General features: G+C 69.9%; 18 protein-coding genes. 15 read left to right on the top strand and 3 right to left on the bottom strand.

The window, feature by feature from the left end; genetic code table 11:
- The first annotated feature begins 7 nt into the window (after positions 1-7).
- Both ACIA8K_RS27185 and ACIA8K_RS27180 read left to right on the top strand, forming a co-directional pair.
- A complete protein-coding gene (locus ACIA8K_RS27185; protein WP_396064078.1) occupies positions 8-748 on the top strand; it encodes an SAM-dependent methyltransferase in 741 nt (246 codons plus the stop codon).
- Between the two features lie 68 nt (positions 749-816).
- Complete coding sequence (locus ACIA8K_RS27180; RefSeq protein WP_396064076.1) at positions 817-1,902, top strand: glycoside hydrolase family 26 protein; 1,086 nt, start codon at positions 817-819, stop codon at positions 1,900-1,902.
- Here ACIA8K_RS27180 and ACIA8K_RS27175 read toward each other — a convergent pair.
- Entirely contained in the window at positions 1,899-2,663 is a 765-nt protein-coding gene (locus ACIA8K_RS27175) for a WecB/TagA/CpsF family glycosyltransferase (RefSeq protein ID WP_396064073.1), read from the bottom strand. The genes ACIA8K_RS27180 and ACIA8K_RS27175 overlap by 4 nt on opposite strands.
- A 61-nt stretch (positions 2,664-2,724) precedes the next feature.
- On the opposite strand from ACIA8K_RS27175, the gene ACIA8K_RS27170 reads away from it, so the two are divergent.
- The 5 genes from ACIA8K_RS27170 to galT all read left to right on the top strand — a co-directional run bounded on the left by ACIA8K_RS27170 (position 2,725) and on the right by galT (position 8,492).
- Positions 2,725-3,654 carry a sulfotransferase family protein gene (locus tag ACIA8K_RS27170; RefSeq protein ID WP_396064071.1) on the top strand — a complete coding sequence of 310 codons (930 nt, stop codon included), beginning with the start codon at positions 2,725-2,727 and terminating at the stop codon, positions 3,652-3,654.
- Positions 3,651-4,571, top strand: coding sequence for a glycosyltransferase family A protein (locus ACIA8K_RS27165; RefSeq protein ID WP_396064069.1), 921 nt, complete (start codon positions 3,651-3,653; stop codon positions 4,569-4,571). Before ACIA8K_RS27170 ends, ACIA8K_RS27165 begins: the two co-directional genes overlap by 4 nt.
- A gap of 92 nt (positions 4,572-4,663) precedes the next feature.
- Positions 4,664-6,643 carry a beta-galactosidase gene (locus tag ACIA8K_RS27160; protein ID WP_396064067.1) on the top strand — a complete coding sequence of 660 codons (1,980 nt, stop codon included), beginning with the start codon at positions 4,664-4,666 and terminating at the stop codon, positions 6,641-6,643.
- Positions 6,643-7,416: a DeoR/GlpR family DNA-binding transcription regulator gene (locus tag ACIA8K_RS27155; protein ID WP_396064065.1), complete on the top strand. Its 774-nt coding sequence runs from the start codon at positions 6,643-6,645 to the stop codon at positions 7,414-7,416. Before ACIA8K_RS27160 ends, ACIA8K_RS27155 begins: the two co-directional genes overlap by 1 nt.
- A complete protein-coding gene (gene galT, locus ACIA8K_RS27150; protein ID WP_396064063.1) occupies positions 7,413-8,492 on the top strand; it encodes a galactose-1-phosphate uridylyltransferase in 1,080 nt (359 codons plus the stop codon). The genes ACIA8K_RS27155 and galT overlap by 4 nt, the downstream gene beginning before the upstream one ends.
- A 189-nt stretch (positions 8,493-8,681) precedes the next feature.
- On the opposite strand, the gene ACIA8K_RS27145 is transcribed toward galT, so the two are convergent.
- Positions 8,682-9,896 (bottom strand): NADP-dependent isocitrate dehydrogenase, encoded by a 1,215-nt coding sequence (locus ACIA8K_RS27145; protein ID WP_396064061.1) that lies wholly within the window; start codon positions 9,894-9,896, stop codon positions 8,682-8,684.
- Between the two features lie 228 nt (positions 9,897-10,124).
- Between ACIA8K_RS27145 and ACIA8K_RS27140 the strand changes: the two genes are divergently transcribed.
- Positions 10,125-11,777 (top strand): alkaline phosphatase D family protein, encoded by a 1,653-nt coding sequence (locus ACIA8K_RS27140; protein ID WP_396064059.1) that lies wholly within the window; start codon positions 10,125-10,127, stop codon positions 11,775-11,777.
- Between the two features lie 550 nt (positions 11,778-12,327).
- Here the strand turns inward: ACIA8K_RS27140 and mdh are convergent.
- Positions 12,328-13,278: a malate dehydrogenase gene (mdh, locus tag ACIA8K_RS27135; protein WP_396064057.1), complete on the bottom strand. Its 951-nt coding sequence runs from the start codon at positions 13,276-13,278 to the stop codon at positions 12,328-12,330.
- Positions 13,279-13,758: 480 nt separating this feature from the next.
- Between mdh and ACIA8K_RS27130 the strand changes: the two genes are divergently transcribed.
- From ACIA8K_RS27130 to ACIA8K_RS27100, 7 genes are all read left to right on the top strand, one after another.
- Positions 13,759-15,393, top strand: a complete 1,635-nt coding sequence (locus tag ACIA8K_RS27130) for an ABC transporter substrate-binding protein (protein WP_396064055.1) — start codon at positions 13,759-13,761, stop codon at positions 15,391-15,393.
- A 129-nt stretch (positions 15,394-15,522) separates the two neighbouring features.
- Positions 15,523-16,449, top strand: coding sequence for an ABC transporter permease (locus tag ACIA8K_RS27125; protein ID WP_396064052.1), 927 nt, complete (start codon positions 15,523-15,525; stop codon positions 16,447-16,449).
- The gene (locus tag ACIA8K_RS27120; RefSeq protein ID WP_396064050.1) at positions 16,442-17,353 is read left to right on the top strand and encodes an ABC transporter permease; all 912 of its coding nucleotides are present in this window, start codon (positions 16,442-16,444) and stop codon (positions 17,351-17,353) included. The genes ACIA8K_RS27125 and ACIA8K_RS27120 overlap by 8 nt, the downstream gene beginning before the upstream one ends.
- Before the next feature lie 4 nt (positions 17,354-17,357).
- On the top strand, positions 17,358-18,356 hold the full coding sequence (locus ACIA8K_RS27115; RefSeq protein WP_396064048.1) for an ABC transporter ATP-binding protein: 999 nt from the start codon (positions 17,358-17,360) through the stop codon (positions 18,354-18,356).
- Positions 18,357-18,414: 58 nt separating this feature from the next.
- On the top strand, positions 18,415-19,407 hold the full coding sequence (locus tag ACIA8K_RS27110; RefSeq protein ID WP_396064312.1) for an ABC transporter ATP-binding protein: 993 nt from the start codon (positions 18,415-18,417) through the stop codon (positions 19,405-19,407).
- Between the two features lie 18 nt (positions 19,408-19,425).
- A complete protein-coding gene (locus ACIA8K_RS27105; protein ID WP_396064046.1) occupies positions 19,426-20,346 on the top strand; it encodes a GNAT family N-acetyltransferase in 921 nt (306 codons plus the stop codon).
- Positions 20,347-21,446: 1,100 nt separating this feature from the next.
- A complete protein-coding gene (locus tag ACIA8K_RS27100; RefSeq protein WP_396064044.1) occupies positions 21,447-22,238 on the top strand; it encodes a DUF559 domain-containing protein in 792 nt (263 codons plus the stop codon).
- The last annotated feature ends 2 nt before the right edge of the window (positions 22,239-22,240 follow it).

Raw genomic sequence — 22,240 nt, 5'->3', positions numbered from 1 at the left:
AGGATTTATGTCGACAAATTACGCTTCAGTGTTCCAGAACGCGGATGCGGTCGAGAAGTACGAGACAGTCACCTACGCGCCGGACAGCTACGGATCGGCGATCAACGAGCGGCAGCGCGCGTACCTCCGGGATCTGATCAAGCGCTCCTTCCCGGTACGCCGCCCGATCCAGCACGATTTCGCCTGCGGGACCGGCCGGGCGATCCGGCTGCTGCACGGCATGGTCCGCGGCGCACACGGCTACGACACGTCAGCCGAGATGCTGGCCAAGGCCGCCACCGTCGGCACCGCGGCCCGGCTGCACCGGATCACCGAGGACGGGCCGGTGCCGGCGCCCGTGCTCGAGGACGGCCCGGTGCTCGTCACCTCGTTCCGCCTGCTGCTCAACGTGGACGAGTCGGTCCGCGACCGGCTGCTTGAGTTCGCGGCGGCGGCGCTGCCCACACCGGAGGCCGGCCTGCTCGTGGTGGAGAACCACGGCAACCGCCACTCGCTGCGTCACCTCGCGGCCCGCCGGCGCTCCGGCAAGCGGTGGTTCGCGGAGCTGTCCCACGCGGAGGTCTCCGCGCTGTTCGCCCGGCACGGCTTCACACTTGTGGAGCGGCGCGGCTTCAGCCTATTCCCGCAGTCGGTCTACGCCCGGCGCGGCGCACGGTCGCTCGCCCGGCTGGCGGACCGGGTCGCGTCCCGGCTCCCGTTCCTGTCCGGAGTCGCGGTGAACGTCCTCTACGTGGCCCGGCGCACGTGACGACCCGCGGCCCGGCGCATGTCACGACCCGCGGCCCGGCGCGCGTGACGACCCGTGGCCCAGCGCGCGTGACGACCCGCGGCCCGGCGCATGTCACGACCCGCGGCCCGGCGCGCGGGGCGGCCCGCGGCCTCGCCGTCGTCGCATCGCTGCTGCTCGTGGTCTCGCTCGGCGTCGCCGGGTGCACCCACGCGGACGGCCCCGCACCCGCGCCGGCGCCGTCCCCGGATCTGGACGGCCCGCCCCCGGCCATCGCGGTGAACGCCGGCCCCTACGATGCCGGCCCGATCAGGGTGCCGTCGCTCGGCGCCTACCTCGGCGCGTGGGTGAAGCCGGCCGTGATCAGCCAGCCCGGCCGGCTGGAGGCGATCGACGGCCTGGAGACGCGGCTGGACCGGGATCTCGACATCGTCCACACGTACCGGAAATGGGATGAGGCTTTCGGGACCCGGTCGGATCTGGAGTTCATCGACTCCGGCGCGACGGTCATGCTGAGCTGGGCATCAGGCGACACCCGGTCGATCACGTCCGGCGAGCACGACGAGCTGATCCAGGCGCAGGCCCGCCGGGTGGCGAAGGTGAAGCGCCCGGTGCTGCTGCGGTTCCGCTGGGAGATGGACCGGGCGAATCTGCGGCCGTCCATGTGGTCCGGCGACGACTACATCGCGGCCTGGCGGCACGTCCGGCGGATCTTCGACGCGCAGGGCGCCCGGAACGCGTCCTGGGTGTGGTGCCCGACGTCGGAGGGCTTCGAGAACGGCGAGGCACCGGCCTTCTACCCGGGCGACGACGCGGTCGACTGGACGTGCGTGGACGTCTACGCCGGCGAGGACTTCAGGTCGCTCGGCGATCTGCTCGACCCGTTCCTGCGCTGGGCGGCGGAACGCCCGAAACCAATTCTGATCGGGGAGTACGGCGTGGCCGCCGCGTGGGGATCGCAGGCGCGCGCCGCGTGGCTGCGCGACGCCACCCGGCTGTTCAAGGCGAATCCGCAGATCAAGGGCGTCTGCTACTTTGAGTCGAACCCGGACGGGAACGGGCCGCGCAAGCAGTTCCAGCTGACCGGCGACCCGCCCGCGTTCGACGCGTTCGCTGAGCTGACCCGCGACCCGTGGTTCAACCAGCCCGCGGCGCCGCGACGGCAGAGGACCTAACGGACCCGCCCCACCATCGCGCCGACAAGCAGCCGCATCGCGTAGGGCGCGTCGTGGCCGAGGTAGCGCCGGGCCATCCGGCCGGGCTCGCCGGCCAGCCGGTGCACCCATTCCAGGCCGGAGCGCTGCATCCAGCCCGGCGCCCGGCGCGCGTCCCCGGCGACGAAGTTGATCGCGGCGCCGCAGCCAAGGAACCAGGTGAACGGCAGGTAGTCGGTGAGCGCGGAGATCACCCACTCCTGTTTGGGGAAGCCGAGTCCCACGTAGACCAGGTCCGGCTTGGCTTCGACCACCTCGCGGCAGATCGCCGCCAGCTCGGCCGGGCGGCGCTCGAAGCCGAAGCCCGGGCTCGCACAGCCGGCGATGCGCAGGCCGGGGCAGGCGGCGGCGAGGCGGGATGCGGCGCGTTCGGCCCCGTTGGAGGCGTTGTCCGGGGCGCCGCCGATCAGGAACACCGAGCGGCCGTCGTCACCGGCGCCGGAGGAGAGCGACCAGATCAGGCTGGAGCCGGCGACGCGCTCCGGGACCGGCGTGCGGGCGAGCCGGCTGGCCCAGACCAGCGGCATGCCGTCCGCGACCACCAGCTCCGCGACGGACAGCAGGTCGCGCACCTCGGGTGAGGTGCGGGCCTGGCGGAGGATGTCGACGTTCGGGGTGACGATCCGGCCGCCCTCGCCCCGTTCCAGGGCGTGGCGGACATGCGTGACCACCTGCGACTCGGTGACCGGGTCGAAGCCCGTCCCGTCAAGGACGACGCGCACCGTAAGCACTCCCCCACGCTCGATCACTCGTTACTTAACGAAACGACCGAAAGTGGTGAAAGTGGCACGGGTACTCTTTCTCGGTGGTTTAGGGCGAAGTGGTACAACCCTCGTAGAACGCCTCCTCGGTGAACTGCCGGGGATCTGTGCGCTCGGCGAGGTGGTGCACCTCTGGCAACGAGACCTCCGGGACGACGAGCGCTGCGGCTGCGGCCTGCGCTTCTCCGTATGCGAGTTCTGGCAGGAGATCGGCGAGGCCGCGTTCGGCGGCTGGGGCCACGTCGACGTGGACCGGATCACCCGGCTGCGGGCCACCGTGGAGCGGACCCGGCACATTCCCCGCCTGGCCGGGAAGACGCTTCCGAGCGGGCTGCGCGAGGCCGTCGTCGAGTACACGTCGTTCTACACCGCGGTCTACGAGGCTGCGGCGCTCGTCTCCGGGGCCCGGGTGATCGTCGACTCCTCCAAGCACAGCGCGCTTGCGCACTGCCTGCGCTGGGCGCCGGCGCTTGACCTGCGGGTGGCGCACGTGGTCCGGGACCCGCGCGGCGTCGCGTACTCGTGGACGAAGTCGGTGGACCGGCCGGAGACGGACGGCGCCGAGCAGATGACGCGCTATTCGGCCGGACGGTCGGCGCTGCTCTGGACCGGCCACAACGCCGCGTTCGGCCTGCTGGCCCGCCGGGGTGTGCCCACGGTCCGGCTCCGATACGAGCACTTACTCGAAGACCCGCACGCGGAGTTGAGAAGGCTCGCCACCCACGCGGACCTGCCGGTACGCGACGAGGACCTCGCGTTCGTCAGCACTGACGCGGCCCAGCTGCGCACCGGGCACAGCGCCGCGGGAAACCCGATGCGGTTCACCGTCGGCCGGGTGCCGCTGCGCCGGGACGATGCGTGGCGGCAGGCGCTCCCGCCCCGCCAGCGCGCGCTTGTCGGTGCGGTGTGCGCGCCCATGCTCCATAAATACGGCTATAAGGAGATCTCGTGACCAGCTGGCCCACGGTCGGCGTGGTGATCCCGACCCGCAGTCGACCCGAGCTGGTGCGCAAGGCCGTCGATTCGGTCCGCGCCCAGGACTACCCGGGCAAGATCCGGATCATCGTGGTGTTCGACGGCACCGAGCCGGACTTCTCGCTTGCCGCGCCGGACGGCCCGCCGGTGCTGATGCTCGCGAACTGGCGTACCCCCGGGCTGGCCGGCACCCGCAACACCGGCATCACCGCGCTCGACACCGAGCTGGTGGCGTTCCTGGACGACGACGACCAGTGGACGCCGGCGAAGCTGCGCAAGCAGGTCGCGGCGCTGCTCACCGAGCCGCAGGCGGAGTTCGTCACGTGCGGCATGGAGGTGGAGTTCGACGGGCGGCGCACCGCACGGCTGGCCGGCCAGGACCGGGTGACGGTGCAGGAGCTGGCCCGCTCGCGGATGGCGATGCTTCACTCGTCGAGCTTCCTGATCCGGCGCGAGGCACTGCTCGGCAAGCACGGGTTCGGCCTGGTCGCGGAGGACGCGCCGGGCAGCCAGAACGAGGACTGGGACCTGCTGCTGCGCGCGGCCCGCCGTTCGCCGATCGTGCATGTGGACGAGCCGCTGGTCCGGGTGCTGTGGGGGCGCAGCTCGCACTACGCCTACGAGTACGGCACCAAGATCTCGTCGTTGCGCTGGATGATGTCGCGGCACCCGGAGATCTCCGGCTGTGCACCGGGCGCGGCCCGCGTCTACGGCCAGCTGGCCTGCTGGTCCGCCGCGACCGGCAACCGCCCGGACGCCTGGCGCTGGACAAAGGAGGCGGTCCGCGCGAACTGGCGGGAGCCCCGGACCGCGATCGCGCTCGCCGCGATGACCGGCGCGGTCAAGGTCGAGAACGTGCTGGCCACGCTGCACCGACACGGCCGGGGTATTTAAAGGAGAAGGCTCTTCTCGTTCGCCACCGGGCCAGGGTATGTTCGTTTCTGTTGGTTTTAGTGCGGAAGCGTTGACCCACCCCGGGAGGTTGAGTGTCCGAGCGGCTGGCACCCAGAGTGAAAGGCCTCAGCTACGGCGGGGACTACAACCCCGAGCAGTGGCCGGAAAGCGTCTGGGCGGAGGACGTCGCGCTGATGCGCGAGGCCGGCGTCACCGTGGTCAGCCTGGGCATCTTCGCCTGGGCGTGGCTCGAGCCCGCCGACGGCCGGTACGAGTTCGACAGGCTCGACCGTCTGATGGACATCCTGCACGCCGGCGGCGTCGCAGTCGACCTGGCCACGGCCACCGCGTCGCCACCGGCCTGGTTCTCGGTCGCGCACCCGGAGTCGCTGCCTGTGGACCCGGACGGCCGGACGCTCACCTACGGTAGTCGCCAGGCGTTCTGCCCAAGCTCCCCGGCGTACCGGCGAAAGGCGCTTGATCTTGTTGAGCGGCTGGCCGAGCGCTATCGGGAGCACCCTGCGCTGGCCATGTGGCACGTGCACAACGAGTACGCGTGCCACAACGCGCACTGCTACTGCGAGATCTCCGCGGACGCGTTCCGGGCCTGGCTGCAGGCCCGGTACACCGACCTCGACGGGCTGAACGCAGCGTGGGGCACCGCGTTCTGGTCGCAGACCTACACGGACTGGGCGCAGGTACAGCCGCCGCGTGCCACAGTCACCTCGTCGAACCCGACGCAGCTGCTCGACTTCCGCCGCTTCTCCTCGGACGCGCACCTGGCGAACTTCACGGCTGAGCGCGACGTGCTCACGCGCGTCTCGCCCGGCGTGCCGATCACCACGAACCTGATGGCCGCCAGCTGCTACGCGCTCGACTACTGGCAGTGGGCGCGGGAGCTACCGGTGATCTCCAACGACCACTACGTGCTCGCCGAGGCACCGACGCCACCGGCCGCGCAGACCGCCTACGCGGCGGACGCCACCCGTGGCCTGGCCGGCGGCGGGTCCTGGCTGCTCATGGAGCACTCCACGAGCGCTGTCAACTGGCAGCCGCGCAACCTGGCGAAGGCGCCCGGCGCGCTGCTCCGGGAGAGCCTGGGCCACGTGGCGCGCGGCTCCGAGGGCGCGATGTTCTTCCAGTGGCGGGCCAGCCGGGCCGGCTCGGAGAAGTGGCACTCCGCGATGCTTCCGCACGCCGGCACCGCGTCGAAGGTGTGGCGCGAGGTCGTCGCGCTCGGCGGCGCGCTGCGCCGGCTCGCCGAGGTCGAGGGCGCGCGGGTGGTCGCGCACGTGGCGATCCTGCTTGACTACCCGTCCGGCTGGGCCCAGGAGGCGCCGAACCAGCCGAGCACCGACCTTGGCGCGTTCGACGAGATCAAGCGCTGGCACGCGGCGCTCTGGCGGGCCGGCATCGCGGCCGACCTCGTGCACCCGGCCGCGGACCTGAGCCGTTACGTGGCGGTGCTGGCGCCCTCGCTCTACCTGGCCGACGACGACGCGATCGCGAACATCACCGACTACACCGCGTCCGGCGGCACCCTGATCATGGGGCCGTACAGCGGGCTCGTGGACCGCAACGACCACCTCCGCACCGCGCCGCTGCCAGGAGCATTCCACAAGCTCTTGGGGGTACGGGTGGAGGAGCTCTTCCCGCTTCCGGAGGCCGCGAGCGTGGCGCTTGACGACGGCTCCACGGCCGCGGTCTGGACCGAGCAGCTGTCAGTCACCGAGGCCACAGTGCTCGCGTCCTACCTGGACGGCCCGGTCGCGGGCGAGCCGGCGATCACCCGCTTCGGCGAGACGTGGTACCTCGGCACCCGGCTCTCCGACGACGCGCTCACCGCCCTGCTCGCCTCCGCCACCGGCGCGCCTGTCACGCACCGGGTCCCGGCGCAGGTCGAGGCCGTGCGGCGGCGACACGACGGCGGTAACTCCTACCTCTTCCTGCTCAACCACGGCGACGGCCCGGCCGTGGTCGACGCGCGCGGCACCGATCTGCTGACCGGCACGGCCTGGACCGGCCCGGCCGAGGTGCCGGGTCGCGGCGTCGTCGTGCTCCGGGAGGCGTGATGCTCGCTCAGCAACGGCAGGCGGCGATCCTGGAGCGGGTCAGGTCGGCAGGCGGCGCCCGGGTCAGCGAGCTGGCCGCGGAGTTCGGCGTCTCCGACATGACCATCCGCCGCGACCTGGACCTGCTCTCCGACCGTGGCCTGCTGGCCAAGGTGCACGGCGGCGCCACGCCGGGGCTGCCCGGCTCCGCGCACGAGCCCGGCTTCGCGGCCAAGTCCGCACAGCAGCGCCCGGAGAAGACCGCGATCGCGGCGGAGGCGGCCACGCTTGTCGGGCCCGGCACCGCGATAGCGCTGTCCGCAGGCACCACCACTGTCGAGCTGGCCGGCCGCCTGATCGACGTCCCGTCGCTGACTGTGGTGACGAACTCGATCCCGGTCGCGGACGTGTTCTACCGGGCCGGGCGCCCGGACTCGACGGTGGTGCTTACCGGCGGCGTCCGCACGCCGTCGGACGCGCTTGTCGGGCCGGTGGCCGTGGCCGCGATCCGCTCGCTCCACCTGGACCTGGTCTTCCTCGGCGTGCACGGGATGAGCGAGCGCGCCGGCTTCACCACGCCGAACCTGCAGGAGTCCGAGACCAACCGGGCGCTTGTCGAGGCGGCCGAGCGGCTTGTGGTGCTTGCCGACGGCACCAAGTGGGACACGGTCGGCATCTCGTCCTTCGCCGCGCTCGGCGAGGCCCACACCCTGATCTCCGACGCCGGTCTGCCCGACCCGGCGCGGGCGGTACTTGCAGATTACGTTTCGGACCTACGAGTGGTGGAACCATGAAGCGCACCCCGATCACGCTTGCGGACGGCCGCGAGCTGATCTACTTCGACGAGAACGACGATGCGGTCCGGGAGACTGTGGACCGGCGCGAACTGCCCCCGCCGCCGGCCGCGTCCCAGCTGCGGTACGACCCGCTGACCGACGAGTGGGTGGCGGTCGCGGCGCACCGGCAGACGCGCACGTTCCTGCCGCCTGCGAACGAGTGCCCGCTCGACCCGTCGACCGACGAGTTCCTGACCGAGATCCCGGGCGACTACGACGTGGCCGTGTTCGAGAACCGGTTCCCGTCGTTCAGCGCGCGGACCGTGGACTCTCCCGGGGACACCATCACCGACCTGGTGCCGATCAAGCCGGGCTTCGGGCGCTGCGAGGTGGTCTGCTTCACCTCGGACCACAACACCGCGTTCACCGCGCTGCCGCCGTCCCGGGTGCGCCTGGTCGTCGACGCGTGGGCGGACCGTACCGCGGTGCTGTCCGCGACGCCCGGCATCGAGCAGGTCTTCTGCTTCGAGAACCGGGGCGTGGAGATCGGTGTGACGCTGCACCACCCGCACGGGCAGATCTACGCGTACCCGTTCCTGCCGCCGAAGACGGTGGCCATGCAGGCGGCGTCCCGCCGGCACCACGAGAAGACCGGGCGGAACCTCTACGCGGACGTGCTGGCCGCCGAGATCACGGCCGGGGACCGGATCGTGGCGTCGAACGAGTTCTGGACCGCGTACGTGCCGGCGGCCGCCCGCTGGCCGTTCGAGGTGCACCTGGCGCCGAACCGGCGGGTCGCGGACATCCCGGAGCTGTCCTCGGACGAGCGGGACGCGTTCGCCACCATCTACCTGGAGATTCTGAAGCGCTTCGACGGGCTGTTCGACGGGCCGATGCCGTACATCTCCGCGTGGCACCAGGCACCTGTGAACGAGGGCCGCGAGCTGGGCTACCTGCACCTGCAGCTGTTCAGCATCCGGCGTGCGCCCGGCAAGTTGAAGTATCTGGCCGGGTCCGAGTCCGCGATGGGCGTCTTCATCAACGACGTGACGCCGGAGCAGGCAGCCACCGCACTGCGCGAGGTGGCGCTGTAAGGGGGTGTGCGGGAGGCCCGGGACAGGGCCTCCCGCACGAGGGAAGGGACGGCTCGGAGTGTGACCGTGCATCGTCTATGTACAGAAACGACGGGCAATACCTCACAGTTACGCCAATAAACGCACTTTTATCCCGAATACGCACAGAAGCCCGTACCAACAGGTACGGGCTTCTGTACTGCCACAGGCTCAGCCGAGGCGCTTGGCCAGGTTCTGGTCGAGCGTGGCCATGAACTCGTCGGTGGTCTGCCACGGCGCGTCGCGGCCGATCAGCGCGGCCAGGTCCTTGGTCATCTGACCGCCCTGGACGGTGTCGATGACGACCTGCTCGAGCGTGTCCGCGAACTCGGTCACGGCCGGCGTGCCGTCCAGCTTGCCGCGGTGCGCCAGGCCCCGGGTCCAGGCGAAGATCGAGGCGATCGGGTTGGTGCTCGTCTTCTCGCCCTTCTGCCACTGCCGGTAGTGCCGGGTGACAGTGCCGTGCGCGGCCTCGGCCTCGACGGTCTGGCCGTCCGGCGTCATCAGCACGGAGGTCATCAGGCCGAGCGAGCCGAAGCCCTGCGCGACGGTGTCGGACTGCACGTCACCGTCGTAGTTCTTGGCGGCCCAGACGAAGCCACCCTCCCACTTCATCGCCGCCGCGACCATGTCGTCGATCAGGCGGTGCTCGTAGGTGATGCCGGCCTTCGCGAAGTCGTCCTTGAACTCGGCCTCGAAGATCTCGGCGAACAGGTCCTTGAACCGGCCGTCGTACGCCTTCAGGATCGTGTTCTTGGTCGACAGGTAGACCGGGTAGTTGCGGTCCAGGCCGTAGCGGAACGAGGCCCGCGCGAAGTCCCGGATCGAGTCGTCGTAGTTGTACATCGCCATGCCGACGCCGCCGCCGGGGAACTTGGCGACCTCGAACTCCATCGGCGCGGAGCCGTCGTCCGGCGTGAACGTGACGGTCATCGTGCCCGGTCCGGGCGCCACGAAGTCGGTGGCCTTGTACTGGTCACCGTGGGCGTGACGGCCGATGATGATCGGCTTGGTCCAGCCCGGGACGAGCCGCGGCACGTTCGACATGATGATCGGCTCGCGGAACACGACGCCGCCGAGGATGTTGCGGATCGTGCCGTTCGGCGAGCGCCACATCTTCTTCAGGCCGAACTCCTCGACCCGCGCCTCGTCCGGCGTGATCGTGGCGCACTTGACGCCGACGCCGTGCGTCTTGATGGCGTTGGCCGCGTCGATCGTGATCTGGTCGTTCGTCTCGTCACGCTTCTCGACCGACAGGTCGTAGTACTCGAGCTCGACGTCGAGGTACGGCAGGATCAGCTGCTCACGGATCTGCTTCCAGATGATCCGGGTCATCTCGTCGCCGTCGAGCTCCACGACCGGCTTGTTTACCTTGATCTTCGCCATCCGCCGGCGCTCCTCTCGGGGGCTGTGCCCTTTCGCGAACTGTGGACTCTCAAGCAGTACGAGCGTACTGCAACGACTGTGCGCGTCCCCTCGGACCCCCATCAGTCAAGCACCGTGCGCGACACGCCCGATGGGCAAATCGGACTTTCCCGAATTGTCGCCTACTGTCCCCCCGTTCTGACGGACGGTATTGGAGCTGCCATAACCCACGACCGAAGGCATCGAGGCATGTCGCCACCTTTCGCGTTTCCCGTCCGCCGGCGCCGCCTGGTCGCGAGCGCCGCCGCCGGCCTGCTGCTCCTGCGCCCCGAAGGAGGCTTCACACACGTCAGAGCGGGTGTGCAGGAACCCCTCCCGGCCGGGCTGTTCACACTCGGCGTGGCATCCGGCGACCCACTTCCGGACGGCGTGGTCCTCTGGACCCGGCTCGCGCCGGACCCGCTGCGCGGCGGCGGAATGCCCGACCGGCCCGTGCAGGTCGAGTGGGAGGTCGCGGAGGACGACGGCTTCCGGCAGGTACGCCGCCGGGGCGTCGCGATCGCCGACCCGGCGCTCGGCCACTCCGTGCACGTGGACGTGCGCGGACTGCGTGCGGGCGCGTACTACCACTACCGTTTCCGGGCCGGCGCGGAGATCTCGCCGGCCGGGCGCACCCGGACCGCCCCGGACGTGCACGCGCAACCGGAGCGGCTGCGGTTCGCGTTCGCCAGCTGCCAGGACTACCAGGCAGGGCAGTACACCGCGTACCGGCACCTGGTGGACGAGGAGCTGGACTTCGTGGCGTTCCTCGGCGACTACATCTACGAGGGTGCGCCGAACCCGAACGCGTTCCGCAGGCACGACGGCGTGGGCGAGCCGTACACGCTCGCCGACTACCGGAACCGGCATGCGCGCTACAAGAGCGACCCGGACCTGCGGGCGGCGCACGCGGCGTACCCGTGGATCGTCACGCTCGACGACCACGAGATCGACAACAACTGGGCGGACGAGGTGCCGCGGGACCCGGCGCTGCAGACACCTGAGGCGTTCCGGGCGCGGCGGGTCGCGGCGTTCCAGGCGTACTACGAGCACATGCCGCTCCGCCGTTCCGCGCTGCCGCAAGGGCTGGACATGCAGGTATACCGGCGGCTGCGGTTCGGCGACCTGGCCAGCGTGCACGTGCTTGACACCCGGCAGTACCGCAGCGACCAGCCGGGCAGCCTGGAGGCCGCGCAGGACCCGGCGCGGACCATGACCGGCCCGCATCAGGAGGAGTGGCTGGTCCACGGGCTCGGCACCTCCGGCACCCGATGGAACCTGCTGGCGAACCAGGTGATGTGGGCGCAAAATGATCGCCGGGCTGGGCCGGAGGCGGTCTTCAGCTTCGACAACTGGGACGGCTACCGCGTACAGCGGCGTCGACTCCTTGACTACTTCGGCTCCGGGCGCGTGCAGAATCCGGTAGTGCTCACCGGCGACCGGCACTGCACCTGGGTGTGCGACCTGCGGACCGACTTCGACGATCCCGCGTCGCCGGTGGTCGGCGCGGAACTGACCGGCACCTCGATCACCTCCGGCGGCAACCCGGACATCGCGGGCTTCCACGCCACCTACGACCCGATCATGGCGGACAGCCCACACTGGAAATACATCGACAACCGCCGGGGGTACGTCGTGTGCGACGTGACCGCCGAGCGCCTGCTCTCCCACCTGCGCGTGGTGGACAGCGTCTGGACCGACGACGCCGCGATCCACACGGCGGCCGAGTTCGTCACGGAGGCGGGACGGCCGGGCGTCCAGGTGGCTTCTCAGGAGGCGCGGCCACTCGCACGATCCACGCCCTACGCCGGCCCGATCTACGACGTCCACGACGACCAGGACGCGTTCCCCCTCCGCGCCTGATCCGCCGCGGGCAGGTCAGCCGATCAGACGGAGCAGAACGGCCGAGCCGCCGGGATCCCAGCCGCTGCGGACCAGCCGCCCCGTCGACAGGGACGACCGGCAGCCAGCCGGGGCGGACCAGCGGCCCGGCCGGCGGGGACGACCCGCAGCCAGCCGAGGCGGACCAGCGGCCCGGCCGGCGGGGACGACCCGCAGCCAGCCGGGGCGGATCAGCGGGCCGGTCGGCGGGGGCGACCGGGAGCCGGCCGGGGCGGGGACCAGCTGGGGTTGTGGCGACCAGCGGCGGAACCGGAAGGGAGGCCCCCTGGGGGCCGACCGGTGCCCGCGGGAGCATGCGGGTCGCACCACGCCGGAAGCGGGAAAGCCAGATCTTGATCGTGATCTGGCGCTTGATCGTGCCTTGGACCTGGACACGATCGTGCCTGTGACCTGGACACGGGAAGTGCCCTGGCCGGGTCACGGGAGGTGGCTTCCGTCTGGGCGGGGGAACAGCGATGCCGGGCCTCGGTGATCGAGACCCGGCATTCGCGTGGCGACTGGAGCGTGTCGGCTAGAGCGTGGCGACGTCCGCCTGCTTGGTGCGGACGGCCTCGGCCGCGGCCTTGAGGTCAGCCAGCTCCGCGTCGGTGAGCGCGGTCTCGACGACCTTCTTGACGCCCTCGGCGCCGATCTCGGCCTCGACGCCCAGGTAGACGCCGGAGATGCCGTATTCGCCGTCGACCCAGGCGCAGACCGGCAGCACCTCGCCGGAGTCCTCCGCGACGGCCTTGGCCATGCGGGCGGCGGCGGCGGACGGCGCGTAGTAGGCCGAACCGGTCTTGAGCAGCGCGACCACCTCGGCGCCGCCGTTGCGGGTGCGGACGACCAGTTCCTCGATCTTCTCGGCCGGGAGCAGGTCGGCGAGCGGCTTGCCGTCGACTGTGCAGCGGGACGGGACCGGGACCATGGTGTCGCCGTGCGAGCCGAGCGTGAGCGTCTTGACGCTGCTCACCTTGACGCCGAGCTCCTCGGCCACGTTGTTGGTGAAGCGCGCGGTGTCGAGCATGCCGGCCTGGCCGAGCACCCGGTTCTTCGGGAACTCGGTGGCGATCTGGGCCAGCGCGGTCATCTCGTCGAGCGGGTTGGAGACCACGATCACGACGGCGTTGGGGGCGTGCTTCTTCACCTGCTCGGCGACGCCGCGGACGATGCCGGCGTTGACCTCCAGCAGGTCCATCCGGCTCATGCCGGGCTTGCGCGGCAGGCCGGCGGTGATCACGACGACGTCGGAGCCCGCGATGGCCTCGTAGCCCTCACCGTTCTTGCCGGTGGCCTGGCCGACGATCTTGGTCTCGAAGCCCTCGATCGCGCGGGACTGGTTCATGTCGAGCGCGAGACCCTCCGGCTTGCCCTCGACGATGTCGGTGAGGACGACGGTCTCGAAGATGTCGTACTCGGCGAGGCGTAGCGCGGTCGTCGAACCGTAGAACCCGGCGCCGACGACTGTGACCTTCTTGCCCATGTCGCGTCACTCTTCTCTGGACGAGGCGGTTTTTCCCGACCGTATCAATCGGGTTACGCGCTGCCGTCGGCGGTCCAATGATCGTTAAGTAAGGCGCCGGATACCGCCCGTAGGTGACACTGCGTAGATTTCCTGCACTTAACGCTATGTAACCTCGACTGTGGCACTTCCCACACTGTGAGCTGTGTTGTGGTTACAAAACGGTCAGCCGGGCAGCAACCTCGCGTTCGTTCAACCCGCCAAGACCGGGCCGATTAGTCCGAATAATGGTGCATAATGCCTATTAACCACTTGGGTGATTGTCGCGGCTGCTACCAGGGTGAGCAGGGATAACGCAAATCGATGGAGACGTGCCAGAGCAGGCCTCCGCAATCCACCGATTTGTTGGAGGGACAGACCCGCCCTACCTTTGCCCGGGCGTTGCTCAGCGTTACTCACACAGGGGCGAAGCTGCGCAGCGTTAGGAAACAAGGAGGCTCCATGCAGGTCCGCAGATTCGCGGCCTTGGCCGCTCTCCCCGTCGTCACGTCCCTCGGCCTGGTCGCGTGCGGCCAAGGCGGCGACGATGCGGCTGAGAGCAACACGACCGCGGTGGTCTCGATCCAGATCGCCGAACCGCAGCATCTGATTCCGACGAACACGAACGAGACCGCCGGGTCGCAGGTGCTGGCCTCGCTGTTCACGCCGCTCGTGAGCTACGACGCCGACAACAAGCCGATCGAGAACGCCGCCGAGTCGGTCAGCTCCACGGACAACACCACGTGGACGATCAAGCTCAAGGACGGCTTCACCTTCCACAACGGTGAGAAGGTCACGTCCGACAGCTACCTCAACGCGTGGAACTACGGCGCCTACGCACCGAACGCCCAGGGCAACTCGTACTTCTTCGAGAAGGTCAAGGGCTACGCGGACCTGCAGTCGGTCGACCCGGACGACGACGGCCCGCAGGCCGCGCCAACGCCGAAGGCCAACAAGCTGTCCGGCCTGGCCAAGGTGGACGACCTCACGTTCACGGTGACGCTCGCCGAGCCGTACGTCGACTTCAAGACGATGCTCGGCTACACCGCGTTCTACCCGCTGCCGGCGGCGGCCTGGTCCGCCGAGGGCGTGCTCGCGGACGGCTTCGAAGAGGCGGTCATCGGGCAGGGTCCGTTCAAGATGAACGGCACCTGGCAGCACGACGCCAAGATCGAGGTCACCGCGTACGACGCGTACCCGGCAACCAAGCCGAAGATCGGCGGCGTCGAGTTCCGGATCTACCAGCAGCTGACCGCGGCCTACGCGGACGTGCTTGCCGACAACCTCGACGTGATCGTCACGATCCCGACCGAGAACATGGGCAACGCGCCGACCGACCTGGGTGACCGCTACGCGACCAGCCCGGCGTCGACGTTCCAGTTCCTGGCGTTCCCGACGTTCCAGACCGAGTATTCGAAGCCCGAGGTCCGCAAGGCGATCTCGATGGCGATCGACCGCGACGAGATCATCAAGTCGATCTTCAAGAACTCGCAGCAGTCCGCCCGTTCCTTCGTGTCGCCGGTCGTCGGCGGGTACCGCGAGGACACCTGCGGCGCGTCCTGCCAGTTCAACGCGGCTACCGCGAAGACGCAGTACACCGCGGCAGGCGGACCGGCGAAGATCCAGATCTCGTACAACGGTGACGGCGGCCACAAGGACTGGGTCGACGCGACCTGCAACCAGCTCAAGACGAACCTGGGCGTGGAGTGCACCGCCGTCGCCGAGGCCAAGTTCGCGGACCTGCTGAGCAAGGTCGAGAAGAAGCAGAACGTCGGCCTGTTCCGGATGGGCTGGGTCATGGACTACCCGTCCATGGAGAACTACCTGGGCCCGATCTTCACCACCAAGGGCTCGTCGAACTACTACGGCTACAGCAACCTGGAGTTCGACAAGCTCGTCACCGAGGGCACCAAGGCGGCTGACGAGAACGCGGCAATCGCCAAGTACCAGGCAGCCGAGGACCTCCTCGCCGCCGACATGCCGGTGATCCCGCTGCGCTTCGGCCAGAACAACTTCGGTACCTCGGCCAAGGTGCGCAACGTGAACCTCGACCTGTTCCAGCGGGTCGATCTGTTCAAGATCGAAGCGGTCAGCTGACCAGCTGGGCGTGACGGTGGCGGCGTCACCGGTCCAACAGGCCGGTGACGCCGCCACACCTTTGTCTCTAGGCGCGTGTCCTCCCCCTGACCCAGGGGACGCGTCGCCCTCTCCTGGGGGTTTCCTCGCGTGATTCGCTACATCGTGCGACGCCTGCTCCAAGGCGTGCTCACGTTCTTCGGTGCCACGTTCGTGGTCTACGCGCTCATGTTCGCCAACCAGAACGACCCGCTGCAGGCGCTCGCCGGCGAGCGGCCGATTTCGGACAACGTCCGCCAGGCGCTCACCGAGCGCTACCACCTCAACGAGCCGTTCATCGTCCAGTACGGCTACTACATGCGCGGCCTGTTCCAGGGCGACTTCGGCATCTCGCTGACCGGCCGCCCGGTCGCCGACCTGCTGGACCGGGCCTGGCCGGTGACCGCCCAGCTGGCCGTCATGGCCGTGGTGTTCGCCGCGCTCATCGGCGTCGTGGCCGGCGTGGTGGCGGGCATCCGCCGGGCCGGCATCTTCGACAACATCACGCTTGTGATCACGCTGGTGCTGATCTCGATCCCGATCGTGGTCCTCGCACCGGTCCTGCAGCTGTTCCTCGGCGTACAGCTGAGCCTGTTCCCACCGACCGCGGGTTCCAGCCCGTCGTTCTACGCGCTGATGCTCCCGGCGATCGTGCTTGGTGCCGGCTCGCTTGCCACCTACTCCCGGCTGACGCGGACGTCGGTGGTGGAGAACCTTCGGGCGGACTACGTGCGTACCGCGAAGGCCAAGGGTTTGACCCGGAACCGGGTGATCGGTGTGCACGTGCTGCGCAACTCACTGATCCCGGTCGTGACCTACATCGGCGTGGATCTCGGCAGCCTGATGGCCGGCGCGATCATCACCGAGGGCGTCTTCAACGTCCCGGGCGTCGGCTCCGCACTGTTCCGGGGCATCACCACGGAGGACGGCCCGCTCGTGGTCGGCTTCGTGAGTGTCCTGGTGATCGTCTTCATCCTGGCCAACCTGATCGTCGACCTGCTCTACGCGGTCCTGGACCCGAGGATCCGTTATGAGTGACATGCAGGCCATGGCCGCCACCGAGATCCCGTCGGTGGAGCGGTCCCGCAGCCTGGGCCAGGATGCCTGGCGGGATCTGCGGCGTAACTGGGTGTTCTGGTTCGCGTCCGCGATCGCGCTGATCGTCATCCTGATGGCCGCGTTCCCGTCGCTGTTCACCCCCAACGACCCGGGCGACTGCTCGCTGTCGCGTCAGCACGCCGGGGGCACCGGCTGGGCGCTGTTCGGGTTCGACTTCCAGGGCTGCGACATCTACGCCCGGACCGTCTACGGCGCCCGCGCGTCGATCTGGGTGGGCGTGCTGTCCACGGCGCTGGCCTCGGCCATCGGGCTGATCTTCGGCCTAACCTCCGGGTTCTTCGGCGGATGGCTGGACGCGATCCTGTCCCGGATCACCGACATCGTGCTCGGCATCCCACTGCTGCTCGCCGCGATCGTGCTCGGCAAACGCCTCGCCAACGGTGACACCGGCGGCTCGTCCGGCCTGATGGCCGTGGTGGTCGTGCTCGGCATCCTCGGCTGGACCACTGCCGCCCGTGTCATGCGGTCGTCCGTGATCTCGGCCAAGAGCCAGGACTACGTCGCGGCCGCGCGGATGCTCGGCGCGAACAACATGCGGATCATGTTCCGGCACATTCTGCCGAACGCGATCGCGCCGTTCATTGTGGTGCTCACCATCGCGCTTGGGCAGTTCATCGCGACCGAGGCGACGCTGTCGTTCCTGGGCATCGGCCTGAAGGGCAACGCGATCTCGTGGGGCATCGACATCTCCACCGCGTCGAAGCATTATCGCGAGTCCGCTCCGCCGCTGGTCGCGCCGTCGATGTTTTTGGCGATGACCGTGCTGGCGTTCATCATGCTCGGCGACGCCATCCGCGACGCCTTCGACCCGAAGCTGCGGTGACCCGATGACTGTCCCTGTGAAACATCACCTCCTCGAGGTCAAGGACCTCTTCGTCGAGTTCCGCAGCCGGGACGGCGTCGCCAAGGTGATCAACGGCGTCTCGTACCACCTGGATCCCGGTGAGACGCTCGCGGTGCTCGGCGAGTCCGGGTCCGGCAAGTCCGTCACCGCCCAGGCGATCATGGGCATCCTGGAGACGCCGCCCGCGGCGATTCCGTCCGGCCAGGTCCTCTACAACGGCGTCGACCTGCTGAAACTCAGCGAGGACAAGCGGCGGGAGGTGCGCGGCAAGGAGATCGCCATGATCTTCCAGGACGCGCTCTCCGCACTGAACCCGGTCTTCCCGGTCGGCTGGCAGATCGGCGAGGTGCTCCGCAAACGCGAAGGCAAGTCCCGGGCCGAGGCGCGCAAGCGGGCCGTCGAGCTGATGGACCTCGTCAAGATCCCTGCCTCGCGCGAGCGTGTCGGGGACTACCCGCACCAGTTCTCCGGCGGCATGCGGCAACGCGTCATGATCGCCATGGCGCTGGCGCAGGACCCGAAGGTGCTGATCGCGGACGAGCCCACCACCGCGCTCGACGTCACAGTGCAGGCCCAGATCATGGACCTGCTCGGCGACCTGCGCCGCGACCTCAACATGGGCCTGATCCTGATCACCCACGACCTCGGCGTGGTCGCGGACGTGGCGGACCGGATCGCTGTCATGTACGCGGGCCGGATCATCGAGGAGGCGCCGGTCTTCGACATCTACGAGGCACCGGCCCACCCGTACACCAAGGGGCTGCTGGCCTCCATCCCCCGCCTCGACCAGCGCGGACAGCAGCTCACGACGATCAAGGGCCTGCCGCCGAACCTGACGAACATCCCGCCGGGCTGCCCGTTCCACCCCCGCTGCCCGTACGTCCAGCCGGTCTGCCGTGAGGTCGTACCGGCGAAGCACGTGCTCGGGCCGCGCTACAGCGCCTGCCACTTCGCCCAGGAGGTCGTCACCAGTGGCAACTAATCCCGCCGCCCGGGGCTTCGCGTCCTCGGTCACCCAGCACCACCCGCGGCACGGCGAAGTGCTCCTCGACGTGCAGAACCTGGTCAAGCACTTCCCGATCAGCCAGGGCGTGGTCTTCAAGCGCAAGGTCGGCGCCGTGCAGGCCGTCGACGGCGTCAGCTTCCAGCTGCGCCGCGGCGAGACGCTCGGCGTGGTCGGCGAATCCGGCTGCGGCAAGTCCACGCTCGCCCGGCTGCTCATGCGGCTGGAGACGCCGACCCGCGGCAAGGCACTGCTCGAAGGGCGGGACATCTTCTCGCTCGGCGGCGCCGAACTCCGCCGCCTGCGCCGCAACGTGCAGATGGTTATGCAGGACCCGTACACCTCGCTCAACCCGCGCATGACCGTCGGCGACATCATCGGCGAACCGTTCGAGATCCACCCGGACGCGGCGCCCCGCGGTGAACGCCGCCGCAAAGTCCAGGAGCTGCTCGAGGTCGTCGGCCTGAACCCGGAACACGTCAACAGGTACCCGCACCAGTTCTCCGGCGGCCAGCGTCAGCGCATCGGCATCGCCCGCGCGCTCGCGCTCCGCCCGCAGGTCATCGTCTGCGACGAACCGGTGTCCGCGCTCGACGTGTCAATCCAGGCCCAGGTGATCAACCTGCTGGAAGGGCTGCAGGACGAATTCGGGCTCAGCTACATCTTCATCGCGCACGACCTGTCAGTGGTCCGGCACATCGCGGACCGGGTGGCGGTCATGTACCTCGGCAAGATCGTCGAGGTGGGCACGGAGACGGAGATCTACGAGCGGCCGACGCACCCGTACACGCAGGCGCTGCTCTCCGCCGTACCGGTCCCCGACCCCCGGGCCCGGGACAACCGCGAGATCATCCGGCTGGACGGCGACGTACCCTCCCCGGCCAACCCGCCGTCCGGCTGCCACTTCCGTACCCGCTGCTGGAAGGCCCAGGACATCTGCGCCACCCAGGAACCGCCGCTCACCCTGCGCCAGGCCGACCCACACCCGGCCGCCTGCCACTTCGCGGAGCTGCGGCACCCGGTGCGGTGACGTCTACAGTCATCGTCCATGACCATCCGCCCGGCCCACCCCGATGACGCGGCCGCCCTGGTCGCATTACGACTGAAGACCTACCCCCATCTGGTACGAGGAGAGGCGGCGACCCGGCGTCAGCTGGAGTCGCCGCCTCCCGGCGCCGACCTCGCGGCCTTCACGGCGCTGTCCCCTACCTCGGACGTGGTGGGCTTCGTGACTGCCCGGCGCAACACCGCCACCTCCGACCCGGCGGCCGGCGAGATCTCACTGCTCCACGTCGACCCCGCCCATCGGCGCCGGGGCCACGGCGCCGGGCTGCTCCGCGCGGCCGAGAACCACCTGCGCGCGATCGGCGTACGGCGGGTCCGGGCATTCGTACTGCCGGACGGGCTGTCGTTCGCCACCGCGCGCGGATACACCCCCAGCCGCGAGGCCCGATACTCGGAACTCGACCTGACCGGCCTCCAGGTTGACCCGCCACCGGTGCCCGCGGGATACACGCTCACGCCGATCTCCGCGCTGCCAGCCACCGCGCTCTACGCGGCCGAGGCGGCCGGCGCGGCCGACGAACCCGGCGACGTCGCACCGGACGCGGTCTCCTACGAGACGTGGCGCTACGACGTGTGGGACGACCCGGGCCTCGACCGCGCGATCAGCATGGCGGTGCTGGGGCCGTCCGGCGAGGTGGTGTCCTTCTCGCTACTACTCCGTGACGGCGACCGCGCCTGGTCCGACATGACCGCCACGCTCCCGGCCCACCGCGGCCTGGGCCTGGCCCGGCTGGCGAAGTCCGAGGCGCTGGCCCGCGCCGCCGCCTCCGGCATCACCATCGCCTACACCTCCAACGATGCCGCGAACGCCGCGATGCTGGCCGTCAACACCCACCTCGGCTACCGCCCGACCGGCACCGCCTTCTCCACCCTCACCACCCTCCCCCCCCACCCCCCCCCATAACCACCCCGCCACTCGCCACCCCCGCCACTCGCCACCCCACCCCACCCGCCGCCCACCCCGACCCACCACCAGCCACCAGCCACCGGCCACCGGCCACCGGCCACCGGCCACCGATCACCGGCGGAATGCTGCCGCCGCCCCTGCCACCGGTCGCTAGCCACCGGCGGAATGCTGCCGGCCACCGCCGGAATGCTGGCGCCACCCCGCATACCGACCGCCGCCGGAATTCAGCCGGGCGCTCTCGCCCGAAATTTCGTCTTATGACCAGCGCTGCGGGACGCTTCCTCGCTGAGTGATCAATCAGTGGAGCGAAATATAGGTCAACTCCGATTATTGATCTACATTTCGCTCCACTGATTGATCACTCAGCAGCAGCAGGCGGGCGTGACGGGGCGAGACACCGAGGCCGGCGGGGCGGGCTGGGCTGGGCAACGGGGCGGGTAACGCGGCCGGGCACCCGGAACGGGCGCGGCGCCTGGACGGCGACGGCGTGCACCTGGCCAAAACGCAGGCCGGGCAGCCGGGACGGCAACGCGGGCGGCAGCCAGAACCGACAACGCGACCAGGCAGCTAGGACGGCAACGCAGGCCCGCAGCCAGCGCCGACAACGCGACCAGGCATCTGGGTCGCAACGCGGGTGGGCAGCCGGGCCAGGCAACGCGGGTGGGCAGCCAGGCTGGGCAACGCGGCCAAGCAGCCGGGAAGGGCCACGCGGGCGCGCAGCCGGGAAGGGCAGCGCAGCCGGGAAGGGCAGCGCAGCCGGGAAGGGCAGCGCAGCCGGGAAGGGCAGCGCAGCCGGGAAGGGCAGCGCAGCCGGGAAGGGCAGCGCGGGCGGGCGGCGGGGTGGCGGGGGATGGCGGGCGGGCTGTGCAGGGACCGTTTGGGCTGAGGGGGGCGGTGGGGAGGGGGATTGTGCGGGAGGCTGGGCGGCGTGTCCCGATTTTTCGTGCCCCTGCGGCTTCAGGGGTGTGCCGTTTCGTCGGCGGGACGCGGTCGGAGCGGGTCTCGTCACGTCGGCGCAGCTCAACGGTCCCGCCTGGCAGCGCCTCTACCAGGGGGTCTACATAGATGCCGCGTCGTACCGACCGGCTGATCACCGCATGTGGTGTCGCGCGGCGTTGCTCGCGGCCCCGCCGGGCTCCGCGATCGGCGGGCTCAGCGCGGCGTACCTCTGGGGCGTCGACCTCCTGGCGCCGGACAGCCCGGTGACAGTCGTCGTGCCGGCCGGACATCGCGTCCGCGCTCAAACCCGGCTGACCGTGGTTCGGGCGGACCTGAACCGGCACGACGTGGAGCGGTTCGCGGAGTTGCGGCTGACGACGCCGGCACGCACCGCCTTCGACCTGGGGCGTGGGGCGGACCGCATCGAGGCGAGCATCGCGGTCGATGCGATGTTGAACCGGCGTCTGGTGACGGTCGCGGAGATCGCCGGTGTGGCGAACGGCCGGCCGGGCTGGCCGGGGGTGGCCCGGTTGGGGGAGGTGCTGCGTGGCGCGGAGCCGGGGGCGGCGTCGCCGATGGAGACGAGGCTGCGGCTGGTGATCGTGGCGGGCGGGCTGCCTCGGCCGATCGCGCAGTACGAGGTCAGAGCCGCCGACGGGACGTTCGTCGGCTGGGTTGATCTGGCGTATCCGGAGTCCAGGGTCGCACTGGAGTACGAGGGGGATCACCACCGGGAGCGGGCCACGTTCCGGAAGGACGTGGTGCGGTTCAACCGGCTGCAAGCGGCGGGATGGGCCGCGTTGCGGTTCACGGCGGATGACGTGTTCATACGGCCGCGGAAGATCGTCGACGATGTGAGACGGGCCGTGGCCGAAGCCACGGCCCGTAACGACCGGGCGCACGCGACACCGCCTCTGGAACGGCGGCAACGCCTGTCACCGAGCGGGTGAGA

Source organism: Catenuloplanes sp. NPDC051500 (genome assembly GCF_044454585.1).
Classification (GTDB): Bacteria; Actinomycetota; Actinomycetes; order Mycobacteriales; family Micromonosporaceae; genus Catenuloplanes.
Note: the sequence above shows the minus strand (reverse complement) of the source record. Positions and strands in the feature narration are given on the sequence as shown.

Bases quoted from the DNA above. Each gene is read 5' to 3' on its own strand.
- ACIA8K_RS27185 (WP_396064078.1), top strand. From the start codon at position 8: ATGTCGACAAATTACGCTTCAGTGTTCCAGAACGCGGATGCGGTCGAG.
- ACIA8K_RS27155 (WP_396064065.1), top strand. From the start codon at position 6,643: ATGCTCGCTCAGCAACGGCAGGCGGCGATCCTGGAGCGGGTCAGGTCG.
- galT (WP_396064063.1), top strand. From the start codon at position 7,413: ATGAAGCGCACCCCGATCACGCTTGCGGACGGCCGCGAGCTGATCTAC.
- ACIA8K_RS27145 (WP_396064061.1), bottom strand. From the start codon at position 9,896: ATGGCGAAGATCAAGGTAAACAAGCCGGTCGTGGAGCTCGACGGCGAC.
- ACIA8K_RS27140 (WP_396064059.1), top strand. From the start codon at position 10,125: ATGTCGCCACCTTTCGCGTTTCCCGTCCGCCGGCGCCGCCTGGTCGCG.
- mdh (WP_396064057.1), bottom strand. From the start codon at position 13,278: ATGGGCAAGAAGGTCACAGTCGTCGGCGCCGGGTTCTACGGTTCGACG.
- ACIA8K_RS27130 (WP_396064055.1), top strand. From the start codon at position 13,759: ATGCAGGTCCGCAGATTCGCGGCCTTGGCCGCTCTCCCCGTCGTCACG.
- ACIA8K_RS27120 (WP_396064050.1), top strand. From the start codon at position 16,442: ATGAGTGACATGCAGGCCATGGCCGCCACCGAGATCCCGTCGGTGGAG.
- ACIA8K_RS27115 (WP_396064048.1), top strand. From the start codon at position 17,358: ATGACTGTCCCTGTGAAACATCACCTCCTCGAGGTCAAGGACCTCTTC.
- ACIA8K_RS27105 (WP_396064046.1), top strand. From the start codon at position 19,426: ATGACCATCCGCCCGGCCCACCCCGATGACGCGGCCGCCCTGGTCGCA.
- ACIA8K_RS27100 (WP_396064044.1), top strand. From the start codon at position 21,447: ATGTGGTGTCGCGCGGCGTTGCTCGCGGCCCCGCCGGGCTCCGCGATC.